The 21,426-nt window shown below is 73.1% G+C and carries 21 protein-coding genes; 9 read left to right on the forward strand and 12 right to left on the reverse strand.

Annotated features, from left to right (window positions below):
* Positions 1-302: 302 nt before the first annotated feature.
* Positions 303-563 carry a hypothetical protein gene (locus C2142_RS38395; RefSeq protein ID WP_148647390.1) on the reverse strand — a complete coding sequence of 87 codons (261 nt, stop codon included), beginning with the start codon at positions 561-563 and terminating at the stop codon, positions 303-305.
* 208 nt (positions 564-771) lie between these two features.
* Between C2142_RS38395 and C2142_RS38400 the strand changes: the two genes are divergently transcribed.
* The 4 genes from C2142_RS38400 to C2142_RS38415 all read left to right on the forward strand — a co-directional run bounded on the left by C2142_RS38400 (position 772) and on the right by C2142_RS38415 (position 4,586).
* Positions 772-1,863 (forward strand): glutamate--cysteine ligase, encoded by a 1,092-nt coding sequence (locus C2142_RS38400; protein WP_148647391.1) that lies wholly within the window; start codon positions 772-774, stop codon positions 1,861-1,863.
* Between the two features lie 190 nt (positions 1,864-2,053).
* Positions 2,054-3,238: an alcohol dehydrogenase catalytic domain-containing protein gene (locus C2142_RS38405; RefSeq protein ID WP_148647392.1), complete on the forward strand. Its 1,185-nt coding sequence runs from the start codon at positions 2,054-2,056 to the stop codon at positions 3,236-3,238.
* 53 nt (positions 3,239-3,291) lie between these two features.
* Positions 3,292-4,272, forward strand: a complete 981-nt coding sequence (locus C2142_RS38410; RefSeq protein ID WP_148647393.1) for an SDR family NAD(P)-dependent oxidoreductase — start codon at positions 3,292-3,294, stop codon at positions 4,270-4,272.
* Positions 4,188-4,586, forward strand: a complete 399-nt coding sequence (locus C2142_RS38415; RefSeq protein WP_208693248.1) for a hypothetical protein — start codon at positions 4,188-4,190, stop codon at positions 4,584-4,586. Before C2142_RS38410 ends, C2142_RS38415 begins: the two co-directional genes overlap by 85 nt.
* A 159-nt stretch (positions 4,587-4,745) precedes the next feature.
* On the opposite strand, the gene C2142_RS38420 is transcribed toward C2142_RS38415, so the two are convergent.
* Both C2142_RS38420 and C2142_RS38425 read right to left on the reverse strand, forming a co-directional pair.
* Positions 4,746-6,479 (reverse strand): hypothetical protein, encoded by a 1,734-nt coding sequence (locus tag C2142_RS38420; protein WP_241003079.1) that lies wholly within the window; start codon positions 6,477-6,479, stop codon positions 4,746-4,748.
* A 63-nt stretch (positions 6,480-6,542) separates the two neighbouring features.
* Positions 6,543-6,749: a hypothetical protein gene (locus tag C2142_RS38425; RefSeq protein ID WP_148647395.1), complete on the reverse strand. Its 207-nt coding sequence runs from the start codon at positions 6,747-6,749 to the stop codon at positions 6,543-6,545.
* A gap of 782 nt (positions 6,750-7,531) precedes the next feature.
* Here C2142_RS38425 and C2142_RS38430 point away from each other — a divergent pair.
* Positions 7,532-7,987, forward strand: a complete 456-nt coding sequence (locus C2142_RS38430; protein WP_148647396.1) for a hypothetical protein — start codon at positions 7,532-7,534, stop codon at positions 7,985-7,987.
* A gap of 664 nt (positions 7,988-8,651) precedes the next feature.
* Here C2142_RS38430 and C2142_RS38435 read toward each other — a convergent pair.
* From C2142_RS38435 to C2142_RS38460, 6 genes are all read right to left on the reverse strand, one after another.
* Positions 8,652-9,617: an antibiotic biosynthesis monooxygenase gene (locus C2142_RS38435; RefSeq protein WP_148647397.1), complete on the reverse strand. Its 966-nt coding sequence runs from the start codon at positions 9,615-9,617 to the stop codon at positions 8,652-8,654.
* Positions 9,614-12,352, reverse strand: a complete 2,739-nt coding sequence (locus C2142_RS38440) for a molybdopterin cofactor-binding domain-containing protein (protein WP_148647398.1) — start codon at positions 12,350-12,352, stop codon at positions 9,614-9,616. The genes C2142_RS38435 and C2142_RS38440 overlap by 4 nt, the downstream gene beginning before the upstream one ends.
* On the reverse strand, positions 12,349-13,176 hold the full coding sequence (locus C2142_RS38445; RefSeq protein ID WP_148647399.1) for an FAD binding domain-containing protein: 828 nt from the start codon (positions 13,174-13,176) through the stop codon (positions 12,349-12,351). The genes C2142_RS38440 and C2142_RS38445 overlap by 4 nt, the downstream gene beginning before the upstream one ends.
* 590 nt (positions 13,177-13,766) lie before the next feature.
* Positions 13,767-14,066: a DUF4193 domain-containing protein gene (locus C2142_RS38450; protein WP_148647400.1), complete on the reverse strand. Its 300-nt coding sequence runs from the start codon at positions 14,064-14,066 to the stop codon at positions 13,767-13,769.
* A gap of 706 nt (positions 14,067-14,772) precedes the next feature.
* Positions 14,773-14,919 (reverse strand): hypothetical protein, encoded by a 147-nt coding sequence (locus tag C2142_RS38455; RefSeq protein WP_153882863.1) that lies wholly within the window; start codon positions 14,917-14,919, stop codon positions 14,773-14,775.
* A gap of 270 nt (positions 14,920-15,189) precedes the next feature.
* Positions 15,190-15,921 carry an SDR family oxidoreductase gene (locus C2142_RS38460; RefSeq protein WP_148647401.1) on the reverse strand — a complete coding sequence of 244 codons (732 nt, stop codon included), beginning with the start codon at positions 15,919-15,921 and terminating at the stop codon, positions 15,190-15,192.
* A gap of 287 nt (positions 15,922-16,208) precedes the next feature.
* Here C2142_RS38460 and C2142_RS38465 point away from each other — a divergent pair, with 287 nt between their 5' ends.
* The 4 genes from C2142_RS38465 (at position 16,209) to C2142_RS38480 (ending at position 19,052) form a co-directional block, all read left to right on the forward strand.
* Entirely contained in the window at positions 16,209-16,784 is a 576-nt protein-coding gene (locus C2142_RS38465) for a TetR/AcrR family transcriptional regulator (protein ID WP_148647402.1), read from the forward strand.
* Positions 16,785-16,874: 90 nt separating this feature from the next.
* Entirely contained in the window at positions 16,875-17,663 is a 789-nt protein-coding gene (locus C2142_RS38470) for an SDR family oxidoreductase (protein ID WP_148647403.1), read from the forward strand.
* Between the two features lie 707 nt (positions 17,664-18,370).
* Positions 18,371-18,760, forward strand: a complete 390-nt coding sequence (locus tag C2142_RS38475) for a transglycosylase SLT domain-containing protein (protein ID WP_148647404.1) — start codon at positions 18,371-18,373, stop codon at positions 18,758-18,760.
* Positions 18,761-18,872: 112 nt separating this feature from the next.
* Complete coding sequence (locus C2142_RS38480) at positions 18,873-19,052, forward strand: hypothetical protein (protein WP_148647405.1); 180 nt, start codon at positions 18,873-18,875, stop codon at positions 19,050-19,052.
* A gap of 127 nt (positions 19,053-19,179) precedes the next feature.
* Here the strand turns inward: C2142_RS38480 and C2142_RS38485 are convergent, their stop codons facing one another.
* The 3 genes from C2142_RS38485 to C2142_RS38495 all read right to left on the reverse strand — a co-directional run bounded on the left by C2142_RS38485 (position 19,180) and on the right by C2142_RS38495 (position 21,078).
* The gene (locus tag C2142_RS38485) at positions 19,180-20,022 is read right to left on the reverse strand and encodes a sugar nucleotide-binding protein (protein ID WP_148647406.1); all 843 of its coding nucleotides are present in this window, start codon (positions 20,020-20,022) and stop codon (positions 19,180-19,182) included.
* A 137-nt stretch (positions 20,023-20,159) separates the two neighbouring features.
* Positions 20,160-20,495, reverse strand: coding sequence for a hypothetical protein (locus C2142_RS38490; protein ID WP_148647407.1), 336 nt, complete (start codon positions 20,493-20,495; stop codon positions 20,160-20,162).
* A 52-nt stretch (positions 20,496-20,547) separates the two neighbouring features.
* A complete protein-coding gene (locus C2142_RS38495) occupies positions 20,548-21,078 on the reverse strand; it encodes a UDP binding domain-containing protein (RefSeq protein ID WP_148647408.1) in 531 nt (176 codons plus the stop codon).
* Positions 21,079-21,426 lie beyond the last annotated feature (348 nt).

Consider the following 21,426-nt stretch of genomic DNA (forward strand, 5'->3'; position numbering starts at 1 on the left):
TTCCCTCCTCCCACCACGACGCCGAAGCCGCAGGAGTCTGGCTCGTCCTCGTCGGCGCCAGCCCCCAGCTCCTCCACCTCATGGCGCTCACCGGCACCGACGAGATCTTCACCCTCCGCCCCCACCTGCGTGCCACGCGGCCGCCCCGCTCCCCATGAACCACCCGATGAAACCGCCGGCCCGCTACGCGGTCACCCCGGCGGGCACCGCGGATCACACGCACCACCCGAGGTCGCCGTCGCCCGCTTCACCGGCCGCCGCACCCCCGACGGCCCACCGCTCCACGCCGACGGCGCCGGCCCTCAGGGCTGGTCGGGCGGCTCCTCGGGACCGCCGGAAGCGGCGCCGTCCGCCGACGCCTCGTCGGCGTCGCGGACGGTCTGGGCGGCGTCGGCGGTGGCGTCGTACCGTTCGCGCACCGCTGGGTCCTGTGCCGCAGGATCGGGACGCTCCTGCGCCGCTCCGGTGCCGGCCGCACGGTCCCCGTACGACCGGTCCCCCGCGGCCTCGTCCTGGCCGGCGTCCGGCTTCACCCGGCGCTTGCCCCTCGCTCTGGAGACCACCTGTTCCTCCCCGATACCCGGTCCACGGTGTTGGCAGGGCCCTCGCATCACACGGTACGAGGCCGGTCGGCGGCGACGGTCCAGGCACGCGGCGCGCCGGGCTCGCGACGACACGTCCGGCGGTGCACGTCGTACCGCCGCACTCGCGGCCCCCGACGAGGCACGGGTCCGCAGGTTCCCGTGCCCCGTCGACGGGTAGCCGCCGGAGGTGCTCACCATCGGCGTCGAGGAGGAATACCTCCTCATCGACTCGGTGACCGGTATGCCCGTCACCCGCGCGGCCCGGGTCCGCAGCGCCGCCGGGCTCCAGCCGGCTCTGGGAGACGACGAGGTCCAGCGGGAGCTGAGCCAGGCCCAGCTGGAGGTTGCCACCCCGGTCTGCCGGACCCTGGATGAGGTCGGCGGTCACCTGCTGCGCCTGCGCCACACCCTGGCGCAGGCGGCCGAGGACTGCGGGTGCCGGCTGGCCGCCACCGGATCCGCCCCCTTCACCGACCGCCTGGCGGTTCCCATCACACCGACCCCGCGCTACCGGCGGATGCGCCGACAGGCCGCCGCAGTCGCCGACGAACAGCTCATCAACGGCATGCACGTCCACGTCGGCGTCCCCGACCGGGACGCGGGCGTCACCGTCCTCGACGCGCTCCGCCCCTGGCTTCCCCTGTTGATCGCGCTGTCCGCGAACTCCCCGCTGTGGCAAGGACGCGACACCGGCTTCGCCAGCTGGCGCACCGTCGTCTTCGACCGCTGGCCCGTGTCCGGGCTGCCGCCCCACTTCGCCGGCGCCGCCGACTACGACCGGCGTACCCGCCGCTTGCTCGCCGCCGGCCTGATCGACGACACCGGCCAGGTGTACTGGCAGGCCCGCCTGTCCGAACGGTATCCAACCATCGAGGTACGGGCCATGGACGTCCAGCTCCGCGTCGACGAGGCCGTCCTGATCGCCGGCCTCGTCCGTGCCCTCGCCGTCCACGCCTTGGACCATCCGCCCGTCGACGAAGGCGACCCGCCCGAGTTCCTCGGCGCCGCCGCCTGGCACGCCGCGCGCCACGGCACCACAGGACGCTTGTACGACCCGCTCACCGGCCGGATCGCCCCCGCCCGTGAAGTCACCGACGGGCTGCTGGCCCACCTCGAGGCACCACTGCGCGGCAGTGGCGACCACCGGCTGGCCGTCCGGCTGCTGGAACGCCTGCACGGCGAGGGGAACGGTGCGGTCCGCCAGCGGCGGGAGCTGCGACGCAGAGGCCGGAACGGTCTGATCGGCATGATCAGGGGTGAGACGGTCGGCACCCGGTGACGCCCGCCACCGGAGGGTCTGCGGCGGTTACGGCCCGAACAGGCCGGATGGCGCCGGCGCCCCGGTGCTCGGCCCCGGTCGGCCGCCCGGGCCCTCTGCCGTCGCGGCGACGAACGTCCCCGTTTCGCGGACAGGGATACGGAGAGACGCGGGAGGACGAGTCCTGCTACGGGCCCCATGAGGAGTGACGATGAAGGCCTTGACCTGGCACGGCAGGCGGGATGTCCGTGTCGACACTGTTCCCGATCCGGCGGTCAAGGATCCGACCGATGTGATCATCAAGGTGACCACCAGCGGACTGTGCGGGTCGGACCTCCATCTCTACGAGGTCCTCGGTCCCTTCCTCGACGTCGGCGACATCCTCGGCCACGAGCCCATGGGCATCGTCCAGGAGGTCGGGCCCGAGGTCACCGCCGTGCGCGTGGGCGCCCGGGTGGTGATCCCGTTCAACGTGTCCTGCGGAACCTGCCACACCTGCGGACAGGGCCTGCACTCGCAGTGCGAGACCACCCAGGTGCGGGAGTACGGCAGCGGCGCCTCGCTGTTCGGCTACACCAAGCTCTACGGACAGGTCCCCGGCGGGCAGGCCGAGCTGCTGCGCGTCCCGTTCGGGAACACCCTGCCGATCGAAGTGCCTCACGGGCCCGAGGACGACCGTTTCGTCTTCCTCTCCGACGTGCTGCCCACCGCGTGGCAGGCGGTGGAGTACGCGGCCGTGCCCGAGGGCGGCAGCCTCGTCGTCCTGGGCCTGGGGCCGATCGGCGACATGAGCTGCCGGATCGCCCTGCACCGCGGCGCGGCCCAGGTGATCGGCGTCGACCTGGTCGGCGAACGCCTCACGCGGACGCGACGCCGGGGCGTGCACGTCCTGGACCTGCGCGAGCACGGCAAGGACCTCGCCGACGTCATCCGCGGCCTCACCGACGGCCGCGGGCCGGACGCGGTCATCGACGCGGTCGGGATGGAAGCCCACGGCTCGCCCGGCGCGAAACTCGCCGCCCAGGCCACCAACCTGCTGCCGAGCGCCCTGGCCGCCAAGATGATGGAACACGTCGGCATCGACCGCCTCCACGCCCTGTACCTCGCCATCGACATCGTGCGACGCGGCGGCACCATCTCCCTCTCGGGCGTCTACGGCGGCCAGACCGACCCGCTGCCGCTGCTCACCATGTTCGACAAGCAGATCCAACTCCGCATGGGCCAGGCCAACGTGCACCGCTGGGTCGACGACATCCTCCCCCTGCTCACCGACGACGACCCACTGGGTGTCGACACCTTCGCCACCCATCACGTCCCGCTCGACGACGCCCCCTCGGCGTACGAGATGTTCCAGAAAAAGCAGGACGGCGCGGTGAAGGTGCTCTTCAAGCCCTGAGCACCCGTCACGCCGCCCCTGTCGACGAAAGCCCCGAACCCCAGGAGTCCGCCATGACCGCACGACCCCACCGCTTCACGGGCCGCACCGCCCTGGTCACCGGTTCCTCCCGGGGGCTCGGCCTGCTCGTGGCCCGGGAGCTGGCACGCCACGGCGCCCGGGTGATGCTCTGCGCCCGCGACGCGGACGCCCTCGACCGGGCCGAGCGGCAGCTGCGAGCCGACGGAGCCGACACCGCCTCCCTCAGCTGCGACATCACCGACCCCGAGACCCCCCGCCGGCTCCTCTACGCGGTGCACGAACGCTTCGGCCCCCTCGACATCCTCGTTAACAACGCCGGAATCATCCAGGTCGGACCCCTGGAGACCATGCGCGAGGAGGACTTCCGCCAGGCCATGGAGACCATGTACTTCGCACCGCTGCGCCTCACCCTGGCCGCCCTTGCCGACCTGCGGGCCAGCGGCGCCGGCACGGTGGTGACGGTCTCGTCGGTCGGCGGCCGGATCCCCGCCCCGCACCTGCTGCCCTACGTGGCCGCCAAATTCGCCGCCGCGGGCTTCTCCCAGGGCCTGCGGGCAGAACTCGCCGGGACCGGGGTGAGCGTCACCACCGTCCTGCCGGGGCTGATGCGCACCGGATCGCACACCGCCGCACGCTTCCACGGCCGCCCCGGAGCCGAGTACGCCTGGTTCGCCGCCGCGGCCTCCATGCCGCTGCTGTCGGTGAACGCCGAACGCGCCGCCCGCGCGATCGTCCGGGCGGCCGAGCGTCGCCGCCCCGAACTGGTGCTCACCCCCGCGGCCAAGGTCGGTGTCCGGCTGCAGGGGCTCGCGCCGGCCACCACAGGGCGGCTGCTCGCCCTGGCCGCCCGGACCCTGCCCGCCGCCGGTGACCGGCCGCGCCACGACGTCCAGGGCTCCCGCGCGGCGGAGCAGTCCGACCTGCCGGCGTGGGTCACCGCCCTCGGGGACCGGGCCGCCTCGCGGTTCGCGGAGCCTCCAACACCGACAACGACATCCGGTTCACCCTGCTGACCTTCGACACCGCGGAGCACGCGGGCCCCGCCTTCGAGGCGATGGTGACGTCGCTGGAGAAGGACGACGCCAATGCGCACCGGATCAGCCTGAAGGCGGCCGCCGACCAGTGGCAGGGCTTCGAGAGGCCCGCCGAGTCGGGCGACTCCGCGGGCGGGGCCGTCGCCTCGGTCATGGCACTGCGGGTCGGCTCCGTCGTCGCCCTGATCGAGCTCGACGAGGACGAGCGCGACCACAAGACGCTGCAGCAGTTCACCGCCCTCCAGGCGGACCGGATCAAGAAGGTCCTGCAGGGCACGAACCCGGACGCCTGACGCCCCCTGACGGCCCCCGGGCCGGCGGTGGCCGTGGTGCATCGAAGGACCCGCCTGGTGCCGCGAGCCCCTCGACGCCGCCGGCGGTGCCGTGTCCGCGCGGCACCGCCGGCGGGTCGTTCCCGTCTGCGGAGCGGGCCCGGTCAGGCCGGGCGTGCGTCAGCCGGCGGCGCGGGCGCCCGGGGTCTTCGCGGCGGCGGGGCGGTCCGGTGCCGGGTGTGCGCGCTGCGCCCGGTGGGTTGCGGCGAGGGCGGTGACGATGCTCTGCGTCCAGGACAGCCGCACGCGCAGCCGGGTCGCCGGGTCGTCACAGGCGGGGTGCCCGAAGGCCCCGTCGGCGCTCTGCTGGGAGAGGAGGAAGGCGACGGCGTCACGGGTGATGCGGTGGTCGGCCCATCCGGCGGCCGTCAGGTCGCGGACGATGCCGGCGAGGCGTCCGAGGTGGTAGGTGCGCCGGGCGTCGGAGAGGTCGGCGGCGAGGGCCTCGGCGGCCCGCGACGGGTCCCCGGGGGGCTGGGGGTCGGCGGGGGCGGGGCCGGGTGGGATCAGTCCGAGGTCGGCCAGGCGCTGGATGCCGGGCCTCGCCTGTGGGGGGATGTGCGGGAGGTCGGCGACGGCGGCGGCGGTCCGGGCGAGGAAGGTGTCGAGGGAGCGGCAGGCGATGCCCAGTTCCCGCAGTCCGGAGGCGAACTCCCCGACCACCTCGATGCCGTGGGCCTGCCAGGTCTCGCCGCCGGCGGCGTCGGGGTCCAGGTCGGTGAGCAGGCGCGCGAAGTGGTGGAGTGCGCCTCGGGCGAGTTCACCGCGGCCGACGGCGCTCGCGCCGAGGGCGGCCGCGGCCGCGGCGGGCAGTCCGACGTCGGGGCCGAAGCGGGTGCTGGCGTCGGCGAGCCACCGGACGGCGCTGTGGATCGGGCCGTCGAGGTCGGGGGCCGGCCGGCGTGTGCCGGGGCGGGGCCGGTGCGGGAGGCGGGGGCTGCGCTCCAGGAGCGCGGCCAGGGCGGCGACGACGGTGGTGTGGTAGCCGGTCGCCCACCGCCTGAAGTGGTCGTCACCGGCGGCCAGTTTCGGGTGGACGATGCCGGGCGGGCCACCCACCCGGCCGTCCGGTTCCTGGACGGAGGCGAGGAACTGCCAGGCGAGATCGGCTTCCTGGGAGTCCCTGACGCCCAGGCACCGCAGGCAGCACAGCAGTTCCCCGACCAGGTCGGCGTTGCGCCGGGCGCGGGTGAGCACGAGCAGCGCTTCGAGGAGTTCGACCGCCTCGGCGGGCTCGAACCCGCTGGGCCACCGCGGTCGGCGTAGGCCGAAGTCGGTGGCGTAGAAGACGGTGTGGGTGATGGCGTAGATGTCGCGGTCGGCGAGTTTGACGACGTTCGGCCGGTTGCACAGCAGCGTGAACGGCAGGACCTCGTCCATGGCGGGCAGGTCGTGGCCGATGCCGCACAGCTGAAGGGTGTGCAGGAGGTCCAGTTGCCGGTAGGGGATCCGCTCGAACGCGGCCGCGTAGCCGCCGGCCGCGGCCTGTTCGAGGATCCGCCGGAACGCCGTGTCCTCGCGGCCGCACAGCCGCAGCGCGGCGTAGGTGCCGGCGTACAGGAGGAGCGCGGCCTCGTCGCGGGCGGCGAGTTCACGGTAGGAGGGACGGGCGGTGATCTCCTGGACCTGGTCCAGGAGTGCGGTGTAGTCGCCGTCCAGCGGGGTGGGGTCGAGTCGGGCCCGCAGGCCGACGAGGAACGCCGTCTCGATCAGCGCCTTCCGGGCGAACAGGACGCCGTCGGGGTCCGCGCCGGCCGGGTCGATCAGGGCGCGGCGCGCAGCGAGCCAGGCGATGGCCCGGGTCTCGACCGCGCGCCGGTTCCGTGTGCCGTTGCCGGGTTGCGTGATGTTCATCGAAGGGCCTCCCGGCATCGTGCGGCAGCGGTGGGTGGGTTCAGTCGACGGTGGCGGGTGGGTTCAGGCGGTGGTGCCGTCGGCGGCGTCGGCGACCTGGTTGGCGACGACGAGGACGTAGCGCTCCCAGGCCAGGACGTAGCCGGCGACGTCGTCGAGCTGGCCGACCTGGTCGACGACGCGCGCCAGCGGGAGGGAGAGGTCGACGAGTCCGCTGGTCCTCAGGAAGTCCAGGGCCTTGCGGGCGTCGACGGGGGGCGGGCAGGACATGGCGTTGCTCCCATCAGTGGGTGAGGCAGATAGGAGGATTGTCACGAAGGGTCGTCGCGGTGTCACTGGCAGTGTCTGCCCGAACATGCGGCCGACCGGCTGACGGCCTTCTGCCGTCGGGCCGCGAAGCCGCAAACGGGCCGAACGGGTGACACCTCGCGGGGTCGGGCGGGGGGCGCACGATGGTTCGCCCACGCCCCATGAGGGTGGGAGCGCGGCCGGGCGCGAGGCGGTCTCACCCGAATGCCGCACCGGGGTGCGCTGGTGCGCACGGGATCGGCGCAAACCCGAATTGCAGTCATGCAATCCTATTTTCCGCGTATTGATGAGACGTCTGCGCCGTCCTCCGGCATGGTGTCGCAGACCTTCCGGGCTGCGCCCCGATGTGCCGGGTTCACTCCGCCGCGGCTTGCCCGCCACCTTTTCCACTGTGGCCCGTGCGGCTGTCTTTCCCGTGAGGCGCCGAGCTGCGGGCGGCGGACATCGGTATTCTGATTCCGTTCGAAAGCGCCTCGACAGAGCGCGCCATCTCTCCATTGCCGGTGCGGCGTCCCCCTCCGGCGACGACCGAATTCCCCCTTCGACGGGCGCCGGCCGGCGAACTCCGGACTGGTTTCGGCGCCTCCGGCCGCCCACGCGGCGAGCCTTCGCAGCCGGACAGCCGCTCTCGCGGCCCTCGACCCGACGACCCCACGGGTCAGATCCGGAACGCTGCGGCGCCCCACCCGGCGCCGACCTCTTCGGACCTGACCGTCAGCCAGACCACCGAAAGGAACACGAAAATGGCTCTTCCCCGACTGGGCAACCGGACCGTCATGGCGGCTGCGAGCCTCGCCCTCGGCGTCCTCCCGCTCGCTGCGTGGCCCGCCGTTGCCGTTTCCGGCTCCCAATCCGCGAGCCTGGCAATCGGACCGGTGCCCGTCCCGCACGTCTCCGTCTCGGCGTGCATCGACGCCACGTGCGTCTCGACTCCGGCGCTCACCAGCGTGAAGCTCGTCGCCACCGCGACGGTGACGGGCGGCCCGCTCCCCGCGGTCGTCCTCACCCCGGCCGCCTGCCCGAACGGCGGCCGGGGAGTCGCAGTCCGGGTGACCAGCCTTCAGCGCGTGACCGCCACGATCAGCGGGACGGTCTCCGGCACGACCACCAGCGGCCCGGTCAGCATCCCCGTGGGGCCCGTCACAAAGACGATCTTCCCGGGCACCCCCGGCGTGCTCGTGTCCGCCTGTACGGGCTGACGCGCCCCGCCCCCGGGACGTGGGGATGACCCGTGAGCGGGGGCGGTAGCAGGGGCGGCCCGCTCGGCGACTCGACGCCGGGCGGGCCGCCCTCCGGAACCCGGCCCGGCTACCGGTGACACCCGCGCGGGGCTCTCACCGGGCGGGCCGGGGCTTCACGGCGGCGCGTGGGTCAGCCGATCGGCAGCCGGCGCGAGACCGTGTCACTCGGCTTCGACTCCCTGGTGTCGCCGTCGTAGAGGGCGTTGCGCAGTTGGATGAGACCCGTCTCGCGCATGTCGTGGCCGCACTGCGCCCACCGGCCGGCGCCGTAGGGGTTGCGGCATCCGCCGGAGCGGCCTAGTCGGTGCGCCAGAGGCCGACCGCGAAGTGGCCGTCCTTCGCGAGGTCGAGCACGCGCACCTTGGCGTCGGCCTGGTCGCGAGGAGTGCTCCCCCGTGCCCGGCCTCCCCCGGCGCCGCCCGCCGGGGCGCTCAGCTGCTGACGCGCGTATAGGTGAGGAACACCGCGCCGCCCTTGAGAACGGTGTGGTCCGCGAGTGCCCAGGCGCGCGGGTCGAAGACGGCCCTGTGCCGTGGCGCCGTCGGCGAAGAGCTCGGCTCCGGTGACGGAGCCGCAGGCATCGCCAAAGGGCAAGGCCGCGGCCTTGCCCGTCTCGCGGGGGTCAGGGCAGTGTCCAGAAGCGGGTCGTGACGAGGTAGAAGACGACGGCCCAGAACGCGGTCACCCCGGCGACGATGGCGAGGCCGATGCGGTTGGTCCTCGCCGCCGGCTCGCCCGGTGAGGGCCGCAGCCACCGCTTGAGCAGCGGGTTCACGTAGTAGGGCATCGTCAGGAAGCTCATGATGAAGCTCGACAGCAGGTTGCCCACCAGCAGTGCGCTCCAGAGCGGCATCTTCAGCGGCGACAGGGCGAGCGTCAGCAGCACGACGGTCGGGTACAGGCCGGTCCACACCGCGACGGCGGTCTTGGTCTCCGACGGCGGCGGCACCTCCTTGCCGTTCTCCTCGAAGGCGAACCAGCTGCCGAAGGAGTTGTCGATCGTCCGGAGCCGGTACTCGTTGAACTTCCTGCCCTCGGCGAGAATCCTGCGCCGCGTGCCCGACGCCAGCCACGCGTCGAGGTGCTCGGCGCTGTCGAACCGGTACAGCGTGGTCCACTCGTCCTGGAGCCCCTCGACCGGGCGGAAGAGCTCCGTACCGCGGAAGCCCTCGAACGTCCGCTCCTCCTCGCTCATGCGCTGCTGCCAGTCGAGGAACTCCTCGACGTGGTCGGGGTGGACGCGGTGGGCGATCACGACGGTCACGAGCGGATCCGGCGGCTGCACGCCGCCTCTGACGACCTGCTGGGTTCCCGGGCCGTCGAAGTACCTGCCGCCGGCGTCGAGCAGGCTCTGTCTGGTCGCGCTGTTGATCCACGCCTGCAGGTGGGCTGTCGAGTCGAACCGGTAGACGACGACCCAGTCGGGCTGCAGGGACGTCGGCGGGGAGACCTCCGCGCCGAGGTAGCCGGCGTAGCCGGCGGCGGCGGCGTTGACGTCCTTCTGCCACGTCTCGTACTCGCGCTCCAGCCCCGGCCGGACCTTCAGACCGATGATGGCCGTTGCCGCGGCGTCCCCGGCGGACTTCACGGTGTTCCTGCCGGTCCGGCCGTCGTCGGCACCGGCCTGGCCTCGTTCAGCCGGCCGTAGATCCGTTCCGGGGTCAGCGGCAGCGCGCGGTAGCGCACGCCCGTGGCGTCGTGGAGCGCGTTCGCCAGCGCGGCGGCCACCGGGTTGATGCAGCACTCCGCCATGCCCTTCGAGCGCACCGGACCGACCGAGTCCGAGGACGCCACCAGGAGCACCTCGGTCCGGGGGACGTCGGCGTAGGCGGGGATGCGGTAGTTGCGCAGGTTCGGGTTGACCATGACGCCGTTCGCGTCGATCTGGTGGTTCTCGGTCAGCGCGAAGCCGACGCCCTGGGCGACACCGCCCTCCACCTGCCCCCGGACCTGTGCGGGGTTGACGACGTCGCCGGCGTCGGTGGCCTGCACGCTGTGGAGGATGCGGATCTCGCCCGTCACCCGGTGGACGGCGATCCGGAACCCCTGGGTGTTGGAGGTGACGCTGCGCGGCGAGCCGTAGGCCTTGCGGGCCGCGGTGAAGCGGATTCCGCGCGCGCGGGCCAGGGCGAGGAGGTCCGCCAGCGGCACGCGCTGCTCGCCGCAGACGACGCCGTCGTCGTCCATCGAGCACATCACGACGTGGACGCCCGTGCGGGCGGCGGCGAACTCCAGGATCCGGTCGCGCACCGCGCCGGCCGCACGCAGGACGGCGTTGCCCGCCACGAAGAGTCCCGCGCTCGCGAAGGCCCCGGTGTCGAATCCCGTGCGGTCGGTGTCGGACTGCACCAGGCGGATCCGCTCCGGCGTCGTGCCCAGCTGGTCGGCCGCGATCTGGACGTGGGCGGTCGAGGTGCCCTCGCCGAACTCGACCGTCCCGACGGCCAGCTCGTACACCAGGTCGTCCCCGAGCGTGACCCAGGCCTCCGAGACGTGCTCGGTCGGGGGCGCGGTCTCGTGCAGGGAACTCGCCACGCCGGCTCCGACGAGCCAGTCGGGCCCCGGGGACGGCTCGTGAGCCGTCCGGGCCATCGCGGCGTCCACCAGGTCGATGCACCTGGCGAGTCCGTCCTCGGTGAAGACCACGTCGTCGGGTCCGTCGTCCATGGCGACGAGCGGATCGCCCGGCCGGACGATGTTGCGGCGCCGCAGTTCGAGCGGGTCCAGGCGCAGGGCACGGGCCAGCTCGTCCATCGCCGATTCCACGGCGAACGCCGGCTGTGTCATCCCGTACCCGCGCAGCGCCCCGCTCGGAACGGTGTTCGTGTAGACGGCGAAGGCGTCGTACCTCTTGTTGGGGCAGCGGTAGATCATGACGGCCGCGCCGCCCGCGTACAGCGTTTCGCCGCCGTGGTTGCCGTAGGCGCCGGTGTTCGACACGTTGCGGACCTGGAACGCCGTGAGCGTCCCGTCCGCCTTCGCGCCGAGCCTGATCGTCAGCGTCATCGGGTGCCGGGGCGAGGCCGTGGTGAACTCCTCCTCGCGGGTGTACTCGAGGCAGACCGGCCGCCCGGTGTCCAGCGTGGCGAGCGCGACCAGGTCCTCGGAGATCACCTCCTGCTTGCCGCCGAAGCCGCCGCCGACCCGCTTGCAGAACACCCGCAGCTGGTCGGGCCGCAGGGCGAACAGATAGGCGAGTTTGACCTTGGCGATCGACGGCGACTGCGAACTGGTGCGCACGTTCAGGCGGCCGTCCTCCATCCAGGCGATCGAGCCGTGGGTCTCCAGGTGCGCGTGCTGCACGCGCGGGGAGGAGTACGTGCCCTCGTGGATCACGTCGGCGTCGGCGAACCCGGCGTCGACGTCGCCGACGTGGGAATGGATCTCCAGCAGGATGTTGTGGACCGGGTCCCGGACGAAGGGGTCGTTCGTGCCGTGCAGCTGCGGCGCCCCGTCGGCCATCGCCTCCTCGGGGTCGAACACGGCCGGCCTGACGTCGTAGTCGACGACGACCCTGCGGCAGCCCTCCTCCGCCGCCTTGACGGTGTCGGCCAGGACGGCCACGACGCGCTGGCCGACGAAGCGCACCGTGTCGTCGAGGATGAAGGTGTCGTCCGGGTCGACGAGATGGTCGGTGTGGATCGCCGTGGTGAAGCGCCTGCGCGGCACGTCCTCCCAGGTGTAGACCCGGCGCACGCCGGGAACCGCGAGTGCGGCGCTCTTGTCGACCGAGACGATGCGGGCGTGCGCGTGCGGTGAGTGCAGCACCTTGAGGTGCAGCATGCCTTCGAGGCGGGTGTCCATGGTGAACTCGGCGCGGCCGGTCACCACGTCCTCGGCCGCCGGCGCGCCGACGCTCGTCCCCACGGCCTTGCCCGGGGCCGCCGTCTCCACGCCGGTGACGCCCCGCACGGCGTCCTCGATCGCCCGGTAGCCGGTGCAGCGGCAGAGGTTGCCCTTCAACGCCCGCGGCAGGTCGTCCTTCTGGGCCTCGGTGAACGTCGCCGACGTCATGATCATCCCGGCCGTGCAGAAGCCGCACTGGAATCCCGGGGCGTCACGGAACCGCCGCTGCACCGGATGCAGGGCACCCGGTGACCCGAGACCTTCGATCGTCGTCACCTCGTGACCGTCCGCGCGGAACGCGGGGGTGATGCAGCTGTGCACCGGATCGCCGTCCAGCCACACCGTGCACGCGCCGCAATCGCCCGCGTCGCACCCCTTCTTGACGCCGAAGTGACCGAGCGAGCGGAGGAAGGTACGCAGGCACTGCCCGGGTTCCGGCTCCTCGTCGAAGCCCCTGCCGTTCACGATGAAGGTCATGCCGGGCTCCCAGCCATGAGTTCGTGACGGATTTCCTCGGTGAAGTGCCTGGTCAGGTGACGGCGGTGGGCGGGGGTCCCGTTCGGATCGGCGAACCAATCCTCGGCGGGGATGACATCGATGCCGTGCTGGAGAGTCCGTGCGTCGGGCATGCTGTCGAAGGCGATCCGCACCGGCCGCGTGGTACCGGCGGTGACGGTGAGCAGCAGGTCGTCCGTCCCGGGCGTCTGGGTGCCGATGAGGAAGACCGTCGAACGGCCGAGGCGGGTCAGCGTGAAGCGGCGGTGCACGGCGCGTTTGCGCAGGGCGCTCGCCGGGATCCTGATGCGGCGCAGGAGTTCGCCGGGGGCGAGGACGTTGCGGTTGTTGCCGGTCACGAAGTCGAGGGCGTCGACGACGCGGGTCGACCCGTCGGGAGCCCACAGCTCGTACCCGGCCTCCAGGGCGACCGTCAGCGTGATCATCGGGCCGGCGGGCAACGACAGGCAGATGTTGCCGCCGACGGTCGCCGAGTTCCACACCTTGAACGAGGACAGGAACGCCTCGCAGCCCGTGGCGAAGAGGGTGCCCGCGGTCCACTCACGCGGTGGCTCGAAGGCGTACAGGTCGCGGATGGTGCAGGTCGCGCCGATCTCCAGGCCGGTGTCGTCCGCGACGAGCGGATCCCAGCCTAAGGACGTCAGGTCGATCAGGCGGCGCAGGCGCGGCTGCTCGGCGGAGAACAGGAACGTGCCGCCCGCGAGCCAGGCGTCGCCTTCCCGCCACTGCCGCCCGGGCCGGTCGGGCGGGCGGCGGACGACTTCGGTGATGGTGTTGAGGTCCATGGGAACCGTTCTCCCTCACGACGACCATCGTGCGGCGCACCCCCCTCCGGACCACGGCCACCGTGCGGCGCACCGCCCGCCGGACCGCCGTCGGACCGCAGTGGGCGCACCGCCGGAGGAGGACTTCGGCGGGTGCCCGGATTCCTCTCCAGCGTATAACCGGGCGGGTGAACCGACGCGTCGGCCGGAAGGGCCGGGAACCCGGTGGCCCCGCCGGGGAAGGCCGGCGCGGTCCGCACGCTGGCCGTGGCCGCGCGGGCCGGCGCGCAGGGCAGGGACCGGCGGCCGGGGAGCCGGCCCGTGACGACCGGGCCGCGGGCGCGGGCCGGGCTTGCCGGACACCGCGGGCGCCTTCGGCCGGGCCTCGCCGAGGTCGCGGCGGGCGGGGCTCGGCCGGTCGGGTGTTCGCCGCGCACGCCGGCCGCCACCGCCGGATCGCGGGTGCGCACCGGCGCCGGGCCGGGCGCGGGTGCCGGATGCCGGGTGCCGGGTGCCGGGTGCCGGGGCGCCCGGAGCGGGCGGGGACGCGCACGGCCGCGGGACCAGGCCTCGTCGTGGAGACGGGCACGCTCTGCGGCTCCCGCCGGGAGTCAGGACGCGCAGTCGGTGCAGATGGGCTGGCCGTTCCCGTCCTCGCCGGCGAGCTGGGCGCGATGGTGCACCAGGAAACAGGTCATGCAGGTGAACTCGTCCTGCTGGAGTGGCACGACCCGAACGGTGAGTTCCTCGCCGGACAGGTCTGCGCCCGGGAGCTCAAGCCCCTCGGCGGCCTCGGGGTCGACGTCGACGGCGGAACTCTGCTTGTCCTCGCGCTGGCTCTTCAGCGCCTCGATGCTGTCGTCGCTGCTCTCGTCCCCGGTCTCGCGCGGGGCGTCGTAGTCGGTTGCCACGGCGGCGCCCTCTCCTCAACGATCGCTTCCGGTGCGCGTGCCGTGCCGCCCGCCGGCCGGTGCGGCACCGGCCCGGCACGCCAAAGGGCCCGCCTGTGACGCACCACCCTGCCACCTCCCGGCCCATCCGGCACGTGAAGGCCGGCCCATCCGCCACCCGCCCGCCCAACTGTGGCGCCCAGACAGATGCGCTCGCGCGTCCAGGTCCGCCGGCACCCGCCACCGGAGCAGACGGGGGTCGGCGGCCGCGTGGCACGGACCGGAGCGACCGGTGCGGGGAACGGCGGGCGCGGGCGGGGTGCTTCCCGCCGGTCCGGGGCAGGCCGGCCCGCAGTGAACGGCCGTGCAGTCGTGGTCGGGTCAGCCGGTGACGGTCTCGGCGTGCCGGTGGAGCGCGTCCAGGAGCGCAGCCTGGTGGTCGGTCAGCTTCCCGTCGGTGCGGGCCGTCGCCTGCTTGCGCAGCCAGATACCAGGCCGGAAGATCGGGTCGTCACCGAAGCCGGTGCGGTTTGCCGGGCCGTCCAGGGTGCCGCCGGCGGCGAGGTAGACGAGCAGGCGGCGGTAGGAGCGGTTCCAGTCCGGCTCGATCCGTACCGCGAGGTCGAGCCACCCGGCCGAGCAGGAGCCGATCAGCGCGCGCAGCTCCTGCGGGCTGTGTGGCGGGACGGACCGGAGTCCCCGCAGGCGCCGCGGATCTCGTCGGCGGTCAGCGGCCTGGGGAGCAGCACGGGCACGGCCGGCCGTCGAGCGCGTCGGCGAGCGCAGTGACGGCGCGCTCGGACAGCGGCCGCCACACCGCGGCGGCGGCGACGGGGAGGCAGGTGCCGTCGATGTCCTGTACCCGGAGGCTCACGGTCGGACTGGCGCCCCTTTCCGGAACGGCTCTTTTTCATGTCCTCGGGCGGTCGCTGACGACGACGGGGAGGAAGACCGTCTCCCTCGGTCAGGCCGCTGGGCTCCGAGTAGGCGGTCCCGACGAGCGTGACGGTGAACATGGTGACCCCGAGGCCCCGCGACCGTGTGACCCCGGTGGCCCGGGCCGGCTGTGAGCCGGCCCGAGGTGTCGGGGCAGGCGATCCGGCCTGTCTGTTTCGGGCGTGGCGGCTGCGCCGGAGGGGCTGGTTCAGGAGAGCCAGTCGGTGTAGTGGGTTGGGGCGATGCGGGCGTCGGCCGGGGCGGTGAGGACGTCGCCGTCGGCGGCGGCGAACAGGCCGGCGGTGTCATCGGTGACGACGCGGCGCCCGTCGCCCTTGGCGGTCAGGGTGAGTCGGCCGAGTTCGTCGAGGGGGTAGACGTCGGGACCGGCGATGTTGACGACGCCGTTCACAGGGCTGCCCGCGGCGACTTCGGCGACCACGCCCGCGACGTCCGCGGCGGCGATCGGCTGGATGGGCGTGCGCGGCAGGCGGATGGTGTCGCCGTCGGCGGTCATGGACAGGGTCGCGTCCATGAACTCCATGAACTGTGTGGCGCGGACGATGGAATACGGGATCGGTCCGGCCTTGAGGGCCTCCTCCTGGAGCACCTTCGCCCGGTAGTAGTCCAGGCCGGGCACCTTGTCCACGCCGACGATCGAGAGGATGACGACGTGCCCGACCCCGCCCTTGCGGCTCGCGGCGAGCAGGTTGTCCATCGAGGTCCGGAAGAAGGCGGGCGAGGCGTCGTCGAAGGTCGGGGAATTCGTCAGGTTGACGACGACGTCGGCGCCCGCCACGGCCGCCTCCAGTCCCTGACCCGTGATGACGTCCACCCCCGTGGACAGGGAGTGCGGTACGGCCTGGTGTCCGGCGGCGTTCAGGTCCTCCACGACCCTTGACCCGATCAGCCCGGTTCCGCCGATGACTGCGAACTTCATGGCAATCGCCTTCTCTCGATGACTGGCGTCCGACATGTGCCCTGGTGCAGTGCCCACCCTCGACGAACGCGACCGTCCCGGCGAGCGGGGCCCGGCCCGAACGGGTGCAACCGGCCATGACGTCCTGGAAACGATCGACCTGTCGTAGAGGGCCTCGCGGTCGGCTCCGCGGGTGTAGCGGGAGGTCGGCAGGAACGGCGGTGACAGGGCCGGCGCGAGCTGGCCTCGTCGCGCGGTGCCCCGCGCGGTTGTTGACCTGGGGGTCAACTACTCGTTACGGTGGCGATATGGGCAGGCCGAAGAGTTTTGACGCGGACGTGGTCGTCGCGCGGGCGATGGAGACGTTCTGGACCAAGGGGTACTCGGCCACCTCCCCCGCCGACCTCGCCGAGGCGACCGGAGTGGCCAAGGGCAGCCTGTACCACTCCTTCGGCTCCAAGCGTGAGCTGTTCGCCAGGGCGTTGGACCTCTACGGCCGGGTCGGGTCGGGGATGGCGGAGGAGGTGCTCTCCCGGCCGGGTACCGCCAGGGAGCGCATCCGCGCGTACTTCGTGCTGCTCGTGGACATGGACCTGGACGGGCCGGTGCGTCGCGGGTGCCTGGCCCAGAACACGGTGGAGGAGCTCGGCGGGCGGGACGAGGAGGCCGCCCGCGCGGTGCACCGCATCGAGGAGCGCATGATCGGGCTGCTCGCCGCCCGGATCGAGCGGGGGCAGCGGGACGGCGACGTCGACCGGAGTGTCGACGCCGGGGCGCAGGCCCTGCTGCTGCAGACCACCCTCGCGGGGCTGCGGGTCATGACCAGGACGTTCGAGCGGGCGACCCTGTACCGGATCATCGACACGGCCCTGGCGGGCCTCTGAGGCACGGCACCCAGGGCGGCAGCGCCTTTTTGCGCCCTGATTTTAGACCTTCAGTTCAAGAATCTGTCATCCAAGCAGCAGGGGGAGAACATGGACCTCGGTATCGGTGGAAAGACCGCTCTGGTCACCGGCGCGAGCCGCGGAATCGGCCTCGCGATCGCTCGGGCCCTGGCCGCGGAGGGCGTCCGGGTGGTGGGTGCCGCCCGCACCGTCACCCCGGAGCTGGAGGAGGCCGCCGCCGCGGCCGTGCCCGTCGACCTGAGCACCCGCGACGGGGCGCGGTCGGTCGTCGGCCGGGCGCTCGACGCGGTCGGCGGAATCGACTTCCTCGTCAACAACGTCGGCGCGGGCGACCCGGAGCACCTGTCCCTCGACGGATTCCTGCACGCCGACGACGAGCAGTGGCAGAGGATCTTCGACCTCAACCTGTTCAGCGCGGTGTGGACCACCAAGGCGGCACTACCGAGCATCCTGGAACGCCGGGGCGCGATCGTGAACATCTCCTCGATCAACGCCCGCATGCCCGCCGGCGCACCGGTCGGCTACGCGGAGGCCAAGGCCGCGCTGACCCAGTTCGGCAAGCGGCTCAGCGAGGAACTGGCACCGCGCGGCGTCCGCGTGAACACCGTCTCCCCGGGCCCCACGACCAGCCCGCAGTGGACCGACCCGAACCGCCTCGGCGGCAAGGTGGCCGCCGCCTCCGGGGTCGACCACGGCGACCTGCTCGCCGGCCTGCCCGGGAGGTTCGGCATCGCCTCGGGACGCCTCACCGAACCCGAGGAGGTGGCGGACCTCGTCGCCTTCCTGCTGTCCGACCGCGCCGCCAACATCCACGGCGCCGACCACGTCATCGACGGCGGCACCCTCAAGAACGCCTGAGAGGGGAAGGGTAGGGCGGGTAGGGCGGGCCTCCGCGGCACGGCGGCGGCCGCTCGGGTGTGCCCGCGCGGCCGGGGCGGGGGGGGTCCGGCGACCCCGGCCCTGACTGCGCGGCCGCCGGGGTCGTCCGGCGCCTCGGCCAGGGGTGCCGGACCGACGGCGGCAGCGCCACGGGACGGTTGCCGACAGTCACCGCAATGTGAGCCGGATCCCCTTCGGGGCGGGTGCCGGAGCTGGTGGCCCGTGACGGTTCTCACGCGCCCGGCGGGCCTCCTACCCTTCCTAGTGGGCCGCCCGCCCGGCCCGTCCGCCGCGTACGCCCCGCCGGGCGCCGCCGCTGCCGCGCTCCCGCGCCCGCGCCCGAACCTCCGCCGTTTCCGCAGATCAAGCCGGTGCAAATCGCACCGAAAGTGCAGTTTTGGTCATGTTTGACCGCTCGGACGGCGGGTAGCGGCCCGCGTCCGACGGGCGTGTTCCACCCGGCCCCGCTACGACGCCGCGTCGTAGCGGACACCCCTTGGAGGCGGCCGCGGACCCCGCTAACAATGGCTCAGTCGCCAGCTGCGGCGGTGGTCCGATCCACTGCCGCGACTCCCGTCCGGCAGTCACCATGCGTGACCGCCCCGGCGCCGGCTCCCGCCCACGGGCCCTGACGGGCCCGCCGGCCGCGGGACGAGACGCCCCCACGATTGAGGTCGAACTCCCACATGCCCGTGATCTCCACCCGCATGCGCAAGTCCGCCGCCCTGCTCACCGCTGCCACCGGCATCGCCGCGATCGGCGCCGCCGTCGTCCCGACCGCCGCCTCGGCCGCCACGCCGCAGTCGCTGGCCGCGAGCATCGTCCCCGCCGACCAGCTCGCCTCCTTCGACCAGATCATCTCCCACGAGAGCGGCTGGAACGTCACCGCGACCAACCCGTCCTCGGGCGCCTACGGCCTGGGCCAGGCGCTGCCGGCCAGCAAGATGGCCTCCGCCGGTGCCGACTGGAAGACCAACGCGGCCACCCAGATCAAGTGGGCCTACGACTACATGAACAGCCGCTACGGCAGCCCGAACCAGGCCTGGGCCTACTGGCAGATCCACCACAACTACTGATCGGCCTCAGCCGCCGGGCGGCCACGCAGGGGTGCAACCCCTGCCGCCCGGGCCCTCGCCCAACCACCGTGCGTTCCGGCCGGCTCGCCGAGCGGAAGCCCACCGGCCGGGCGTGACCTTGGTAGAGGCCGTGCGGTTGACCGGTCATGACGAACCTGATCCCCTGCCCGGCCTGCACCTCCACGACGACCACGACGGTGACAACGCACCGACGGTGCTCGCCGCCGAACGGCTTCCCGAACTCGCCCACCACCTCGACCACACCGTGAACACCGGACGCGCCGCCGCGTAACACCACCGCCCCCGGGGCCCCCGGGGGCGGTGGTGCGACTGCACGAGGGCCGGGACGCCCGGCGACGTCTCGGCCCTCGTGCAGTCGACGGGTCATGGCGCCGGCGATGGGCTGGGGGGGCGCCGGCTCAGGTTCGTTCGGCAGCGGGTTGCGCGGTGAGGAACTGGCGTGCGCCGCGCAGTCTGGTGTGGATCCTGCTCTGGGTTGCCCGGCTGTCGAGGCGGACGTCGAGCGCTCCGGGCAGCGCGCTGCGGGCCCGTAGGCCGGCTGGGAGCCGAGCGGCGTCGAGTCCGTCGCGCCGGGCGATGAGGACGCCGAGTTCGTGGCGGTTCACGGCATCGGGGCCGGCCAGGTGGTGGATGCCCGACGCGTCGTGGGAGACGAGTTCGAGGAGGGCGGCGGCCAGGTCGGTGACGTGCACGGGGCAGCGGACGTCGTCGGTGAACAAGGCGCCGCTGCGGGTGCCGGACGCAAGAGCGTGGACCAGGGCGACATGTTCCGAGCGGCGGTCACCGATGATCAGGGACGTGCGGGCGACGACGGCGTGGGGGTGGACGAGGCGCACTCCGGTCTCGGCCGCCGCCTTCGCCGCGCCGTAGGGCGTGAGCGGGTCCGGGAGACTGGATTCGTCGTAGGTGGCGCGGGCGCCCGAGAAGACCGCGTCGCTGGAAACGTGGACCAGGCGGCTGCCGTGCCGAACCGCGGCCATGGCCACGCGGACGGGGCCCTCGGCGGTGACCGCCCAGTCGGTTCCGCCGCTCGCCGCGTTGACGACCACGCGCGGTGCGGTCTCGGCGACAACAGTCTCGATGCGGTCGGTGTCCCGCAGGTCGAGTGCGTGCCAGGAGACTCCCGGGGTGTCGCCGGGCCGGGTGGCGAACGTCGCTGCCACCCGGTTCCCCGCTGCCGCTGCCTGGCGGACCAGCTCGGTGCCCAGGAATCCACTGCCGCCGATGATCAGGACTGTCATGCCATGACGGTAGATCAGCGGCCGCCTCGCCCGGCCGGGAACGCCCGCACCGCCGGTGACAGCGGCCAGGACCGGCACCCGTGTCCCCGCGGTGCGGCGCCCCCCGGCAGGGGAGCGTCGCGCCGCCACTGGAGCGGTCAGGGCGCTTCGGTGTCCTCCCGCAGGGCCCGCTCGTAGCCGAAGGCGAGGCAGCCGTCCCAGACCTGGACGGCGTCTCCGTCGGGGCACAGGCGATCGAGGGCGACCAGCCCGGCCATGATGGCGGCACACATTTCGCGCCGGGCCTGCTGGGCGGTGGCGGTCACCGGGCCTTCGGTCACCCAGCCCTTGGAACGCCGGTACGGCTCGCCGGCCTTGCAGGCCTCCTCGCCGACCTTGGTGACCAGCAGGAGTTCCTGCACGTGGTCGGGTGCGCAGCTGCGCCGTTCGTCGCGTCGGCGCAGTTCGCGGATCTGGTGGAAGAGGTCGTTCACGGGTGTACTCCTTCCGTGGGGTCGGTGGTGGGGTCTGGGGTCGGGCGTGGGTTCAGGCGTCGGGGGTGCGGGTGGGGCGGCCCATCTGGTGGACCGTCCAGCCCGCGGCGAGCCAGGGGCCGGCGTCCAGGGCGTTGCGGACGTCGGTCACGGTTCGGTGGTGACGCGGTGGGCGGCTTCGGCGGGCAGTTTCGGGTCGGTGGTGAAGGCGGGCCATTCGGTGGCGATGACCACGAGGTCGGCTTGGTCGGTGGTGTCCAAGGGAGCTGTCTGCGTAGGTGAGGCGGGGGGTGCGGCGGGCGTTGTCGAGGGCCTCGGGGCCGAAGAGGCGTACGGTGGGGCCGAGTTGGTGGAGGCGGTCGGCCAGGCGCAGTGCGGGGCTGTCGCGTACGTCGGAGGTGCCGGCTTTGAAGGCGCCGCCGAGGAAGGCGATGGTGCGGCCGTGGATGTTGCCGTCGAGGGCGTGGGTAATGAGGGCGAAGGCGGCGTGCTGGCGGCCGCGGTTGACGGCCTGGACGGCGTCGAGCAGTCCGGCGGCTCCTGCGGCGCCCGGAGCGAGGTGCTCGCGGACCCGGCTCAGCATGCACCTCGCCCCCCGGGGCACCGGTCAGCTTGCGCGGGTCACAGTCAGCGTCCGGGCTCCGTGCCTGGACGGGCGACGACTTCCGGGTCTTCGGACAGGACGGCACCGGCGGCGACGCGGCGTTCTGGCTCGTCCGCCCGCCGGCCCGGAGCTGCGCCAGTAGGAACCCGGCCGGGAAAGCGCCGCAGGAGCAACCCCGGGCTGACGGAGGAACGTGAGGCGGCACACTCCCAGCCCGCGGAACACGCTGACTGCCGGCAGCCTTGACTGTGACGGTTCAGAGAGCGTTCGCCATCTTCGAACGTGCTTGTCGGAGGCTCTGGTGTGGCGCTCAGCCGGGGTGCTCGC

Origin of the sequence: Streptomyces sp. CB01881, from assembly GCF_002953255.1 — a bacterium.
Taxonomy (GTDB): Bacteria; Actinomycetota; Actinomycetes; order Streptomycetales; family Streptomycetaceae; genus Kitasatospora.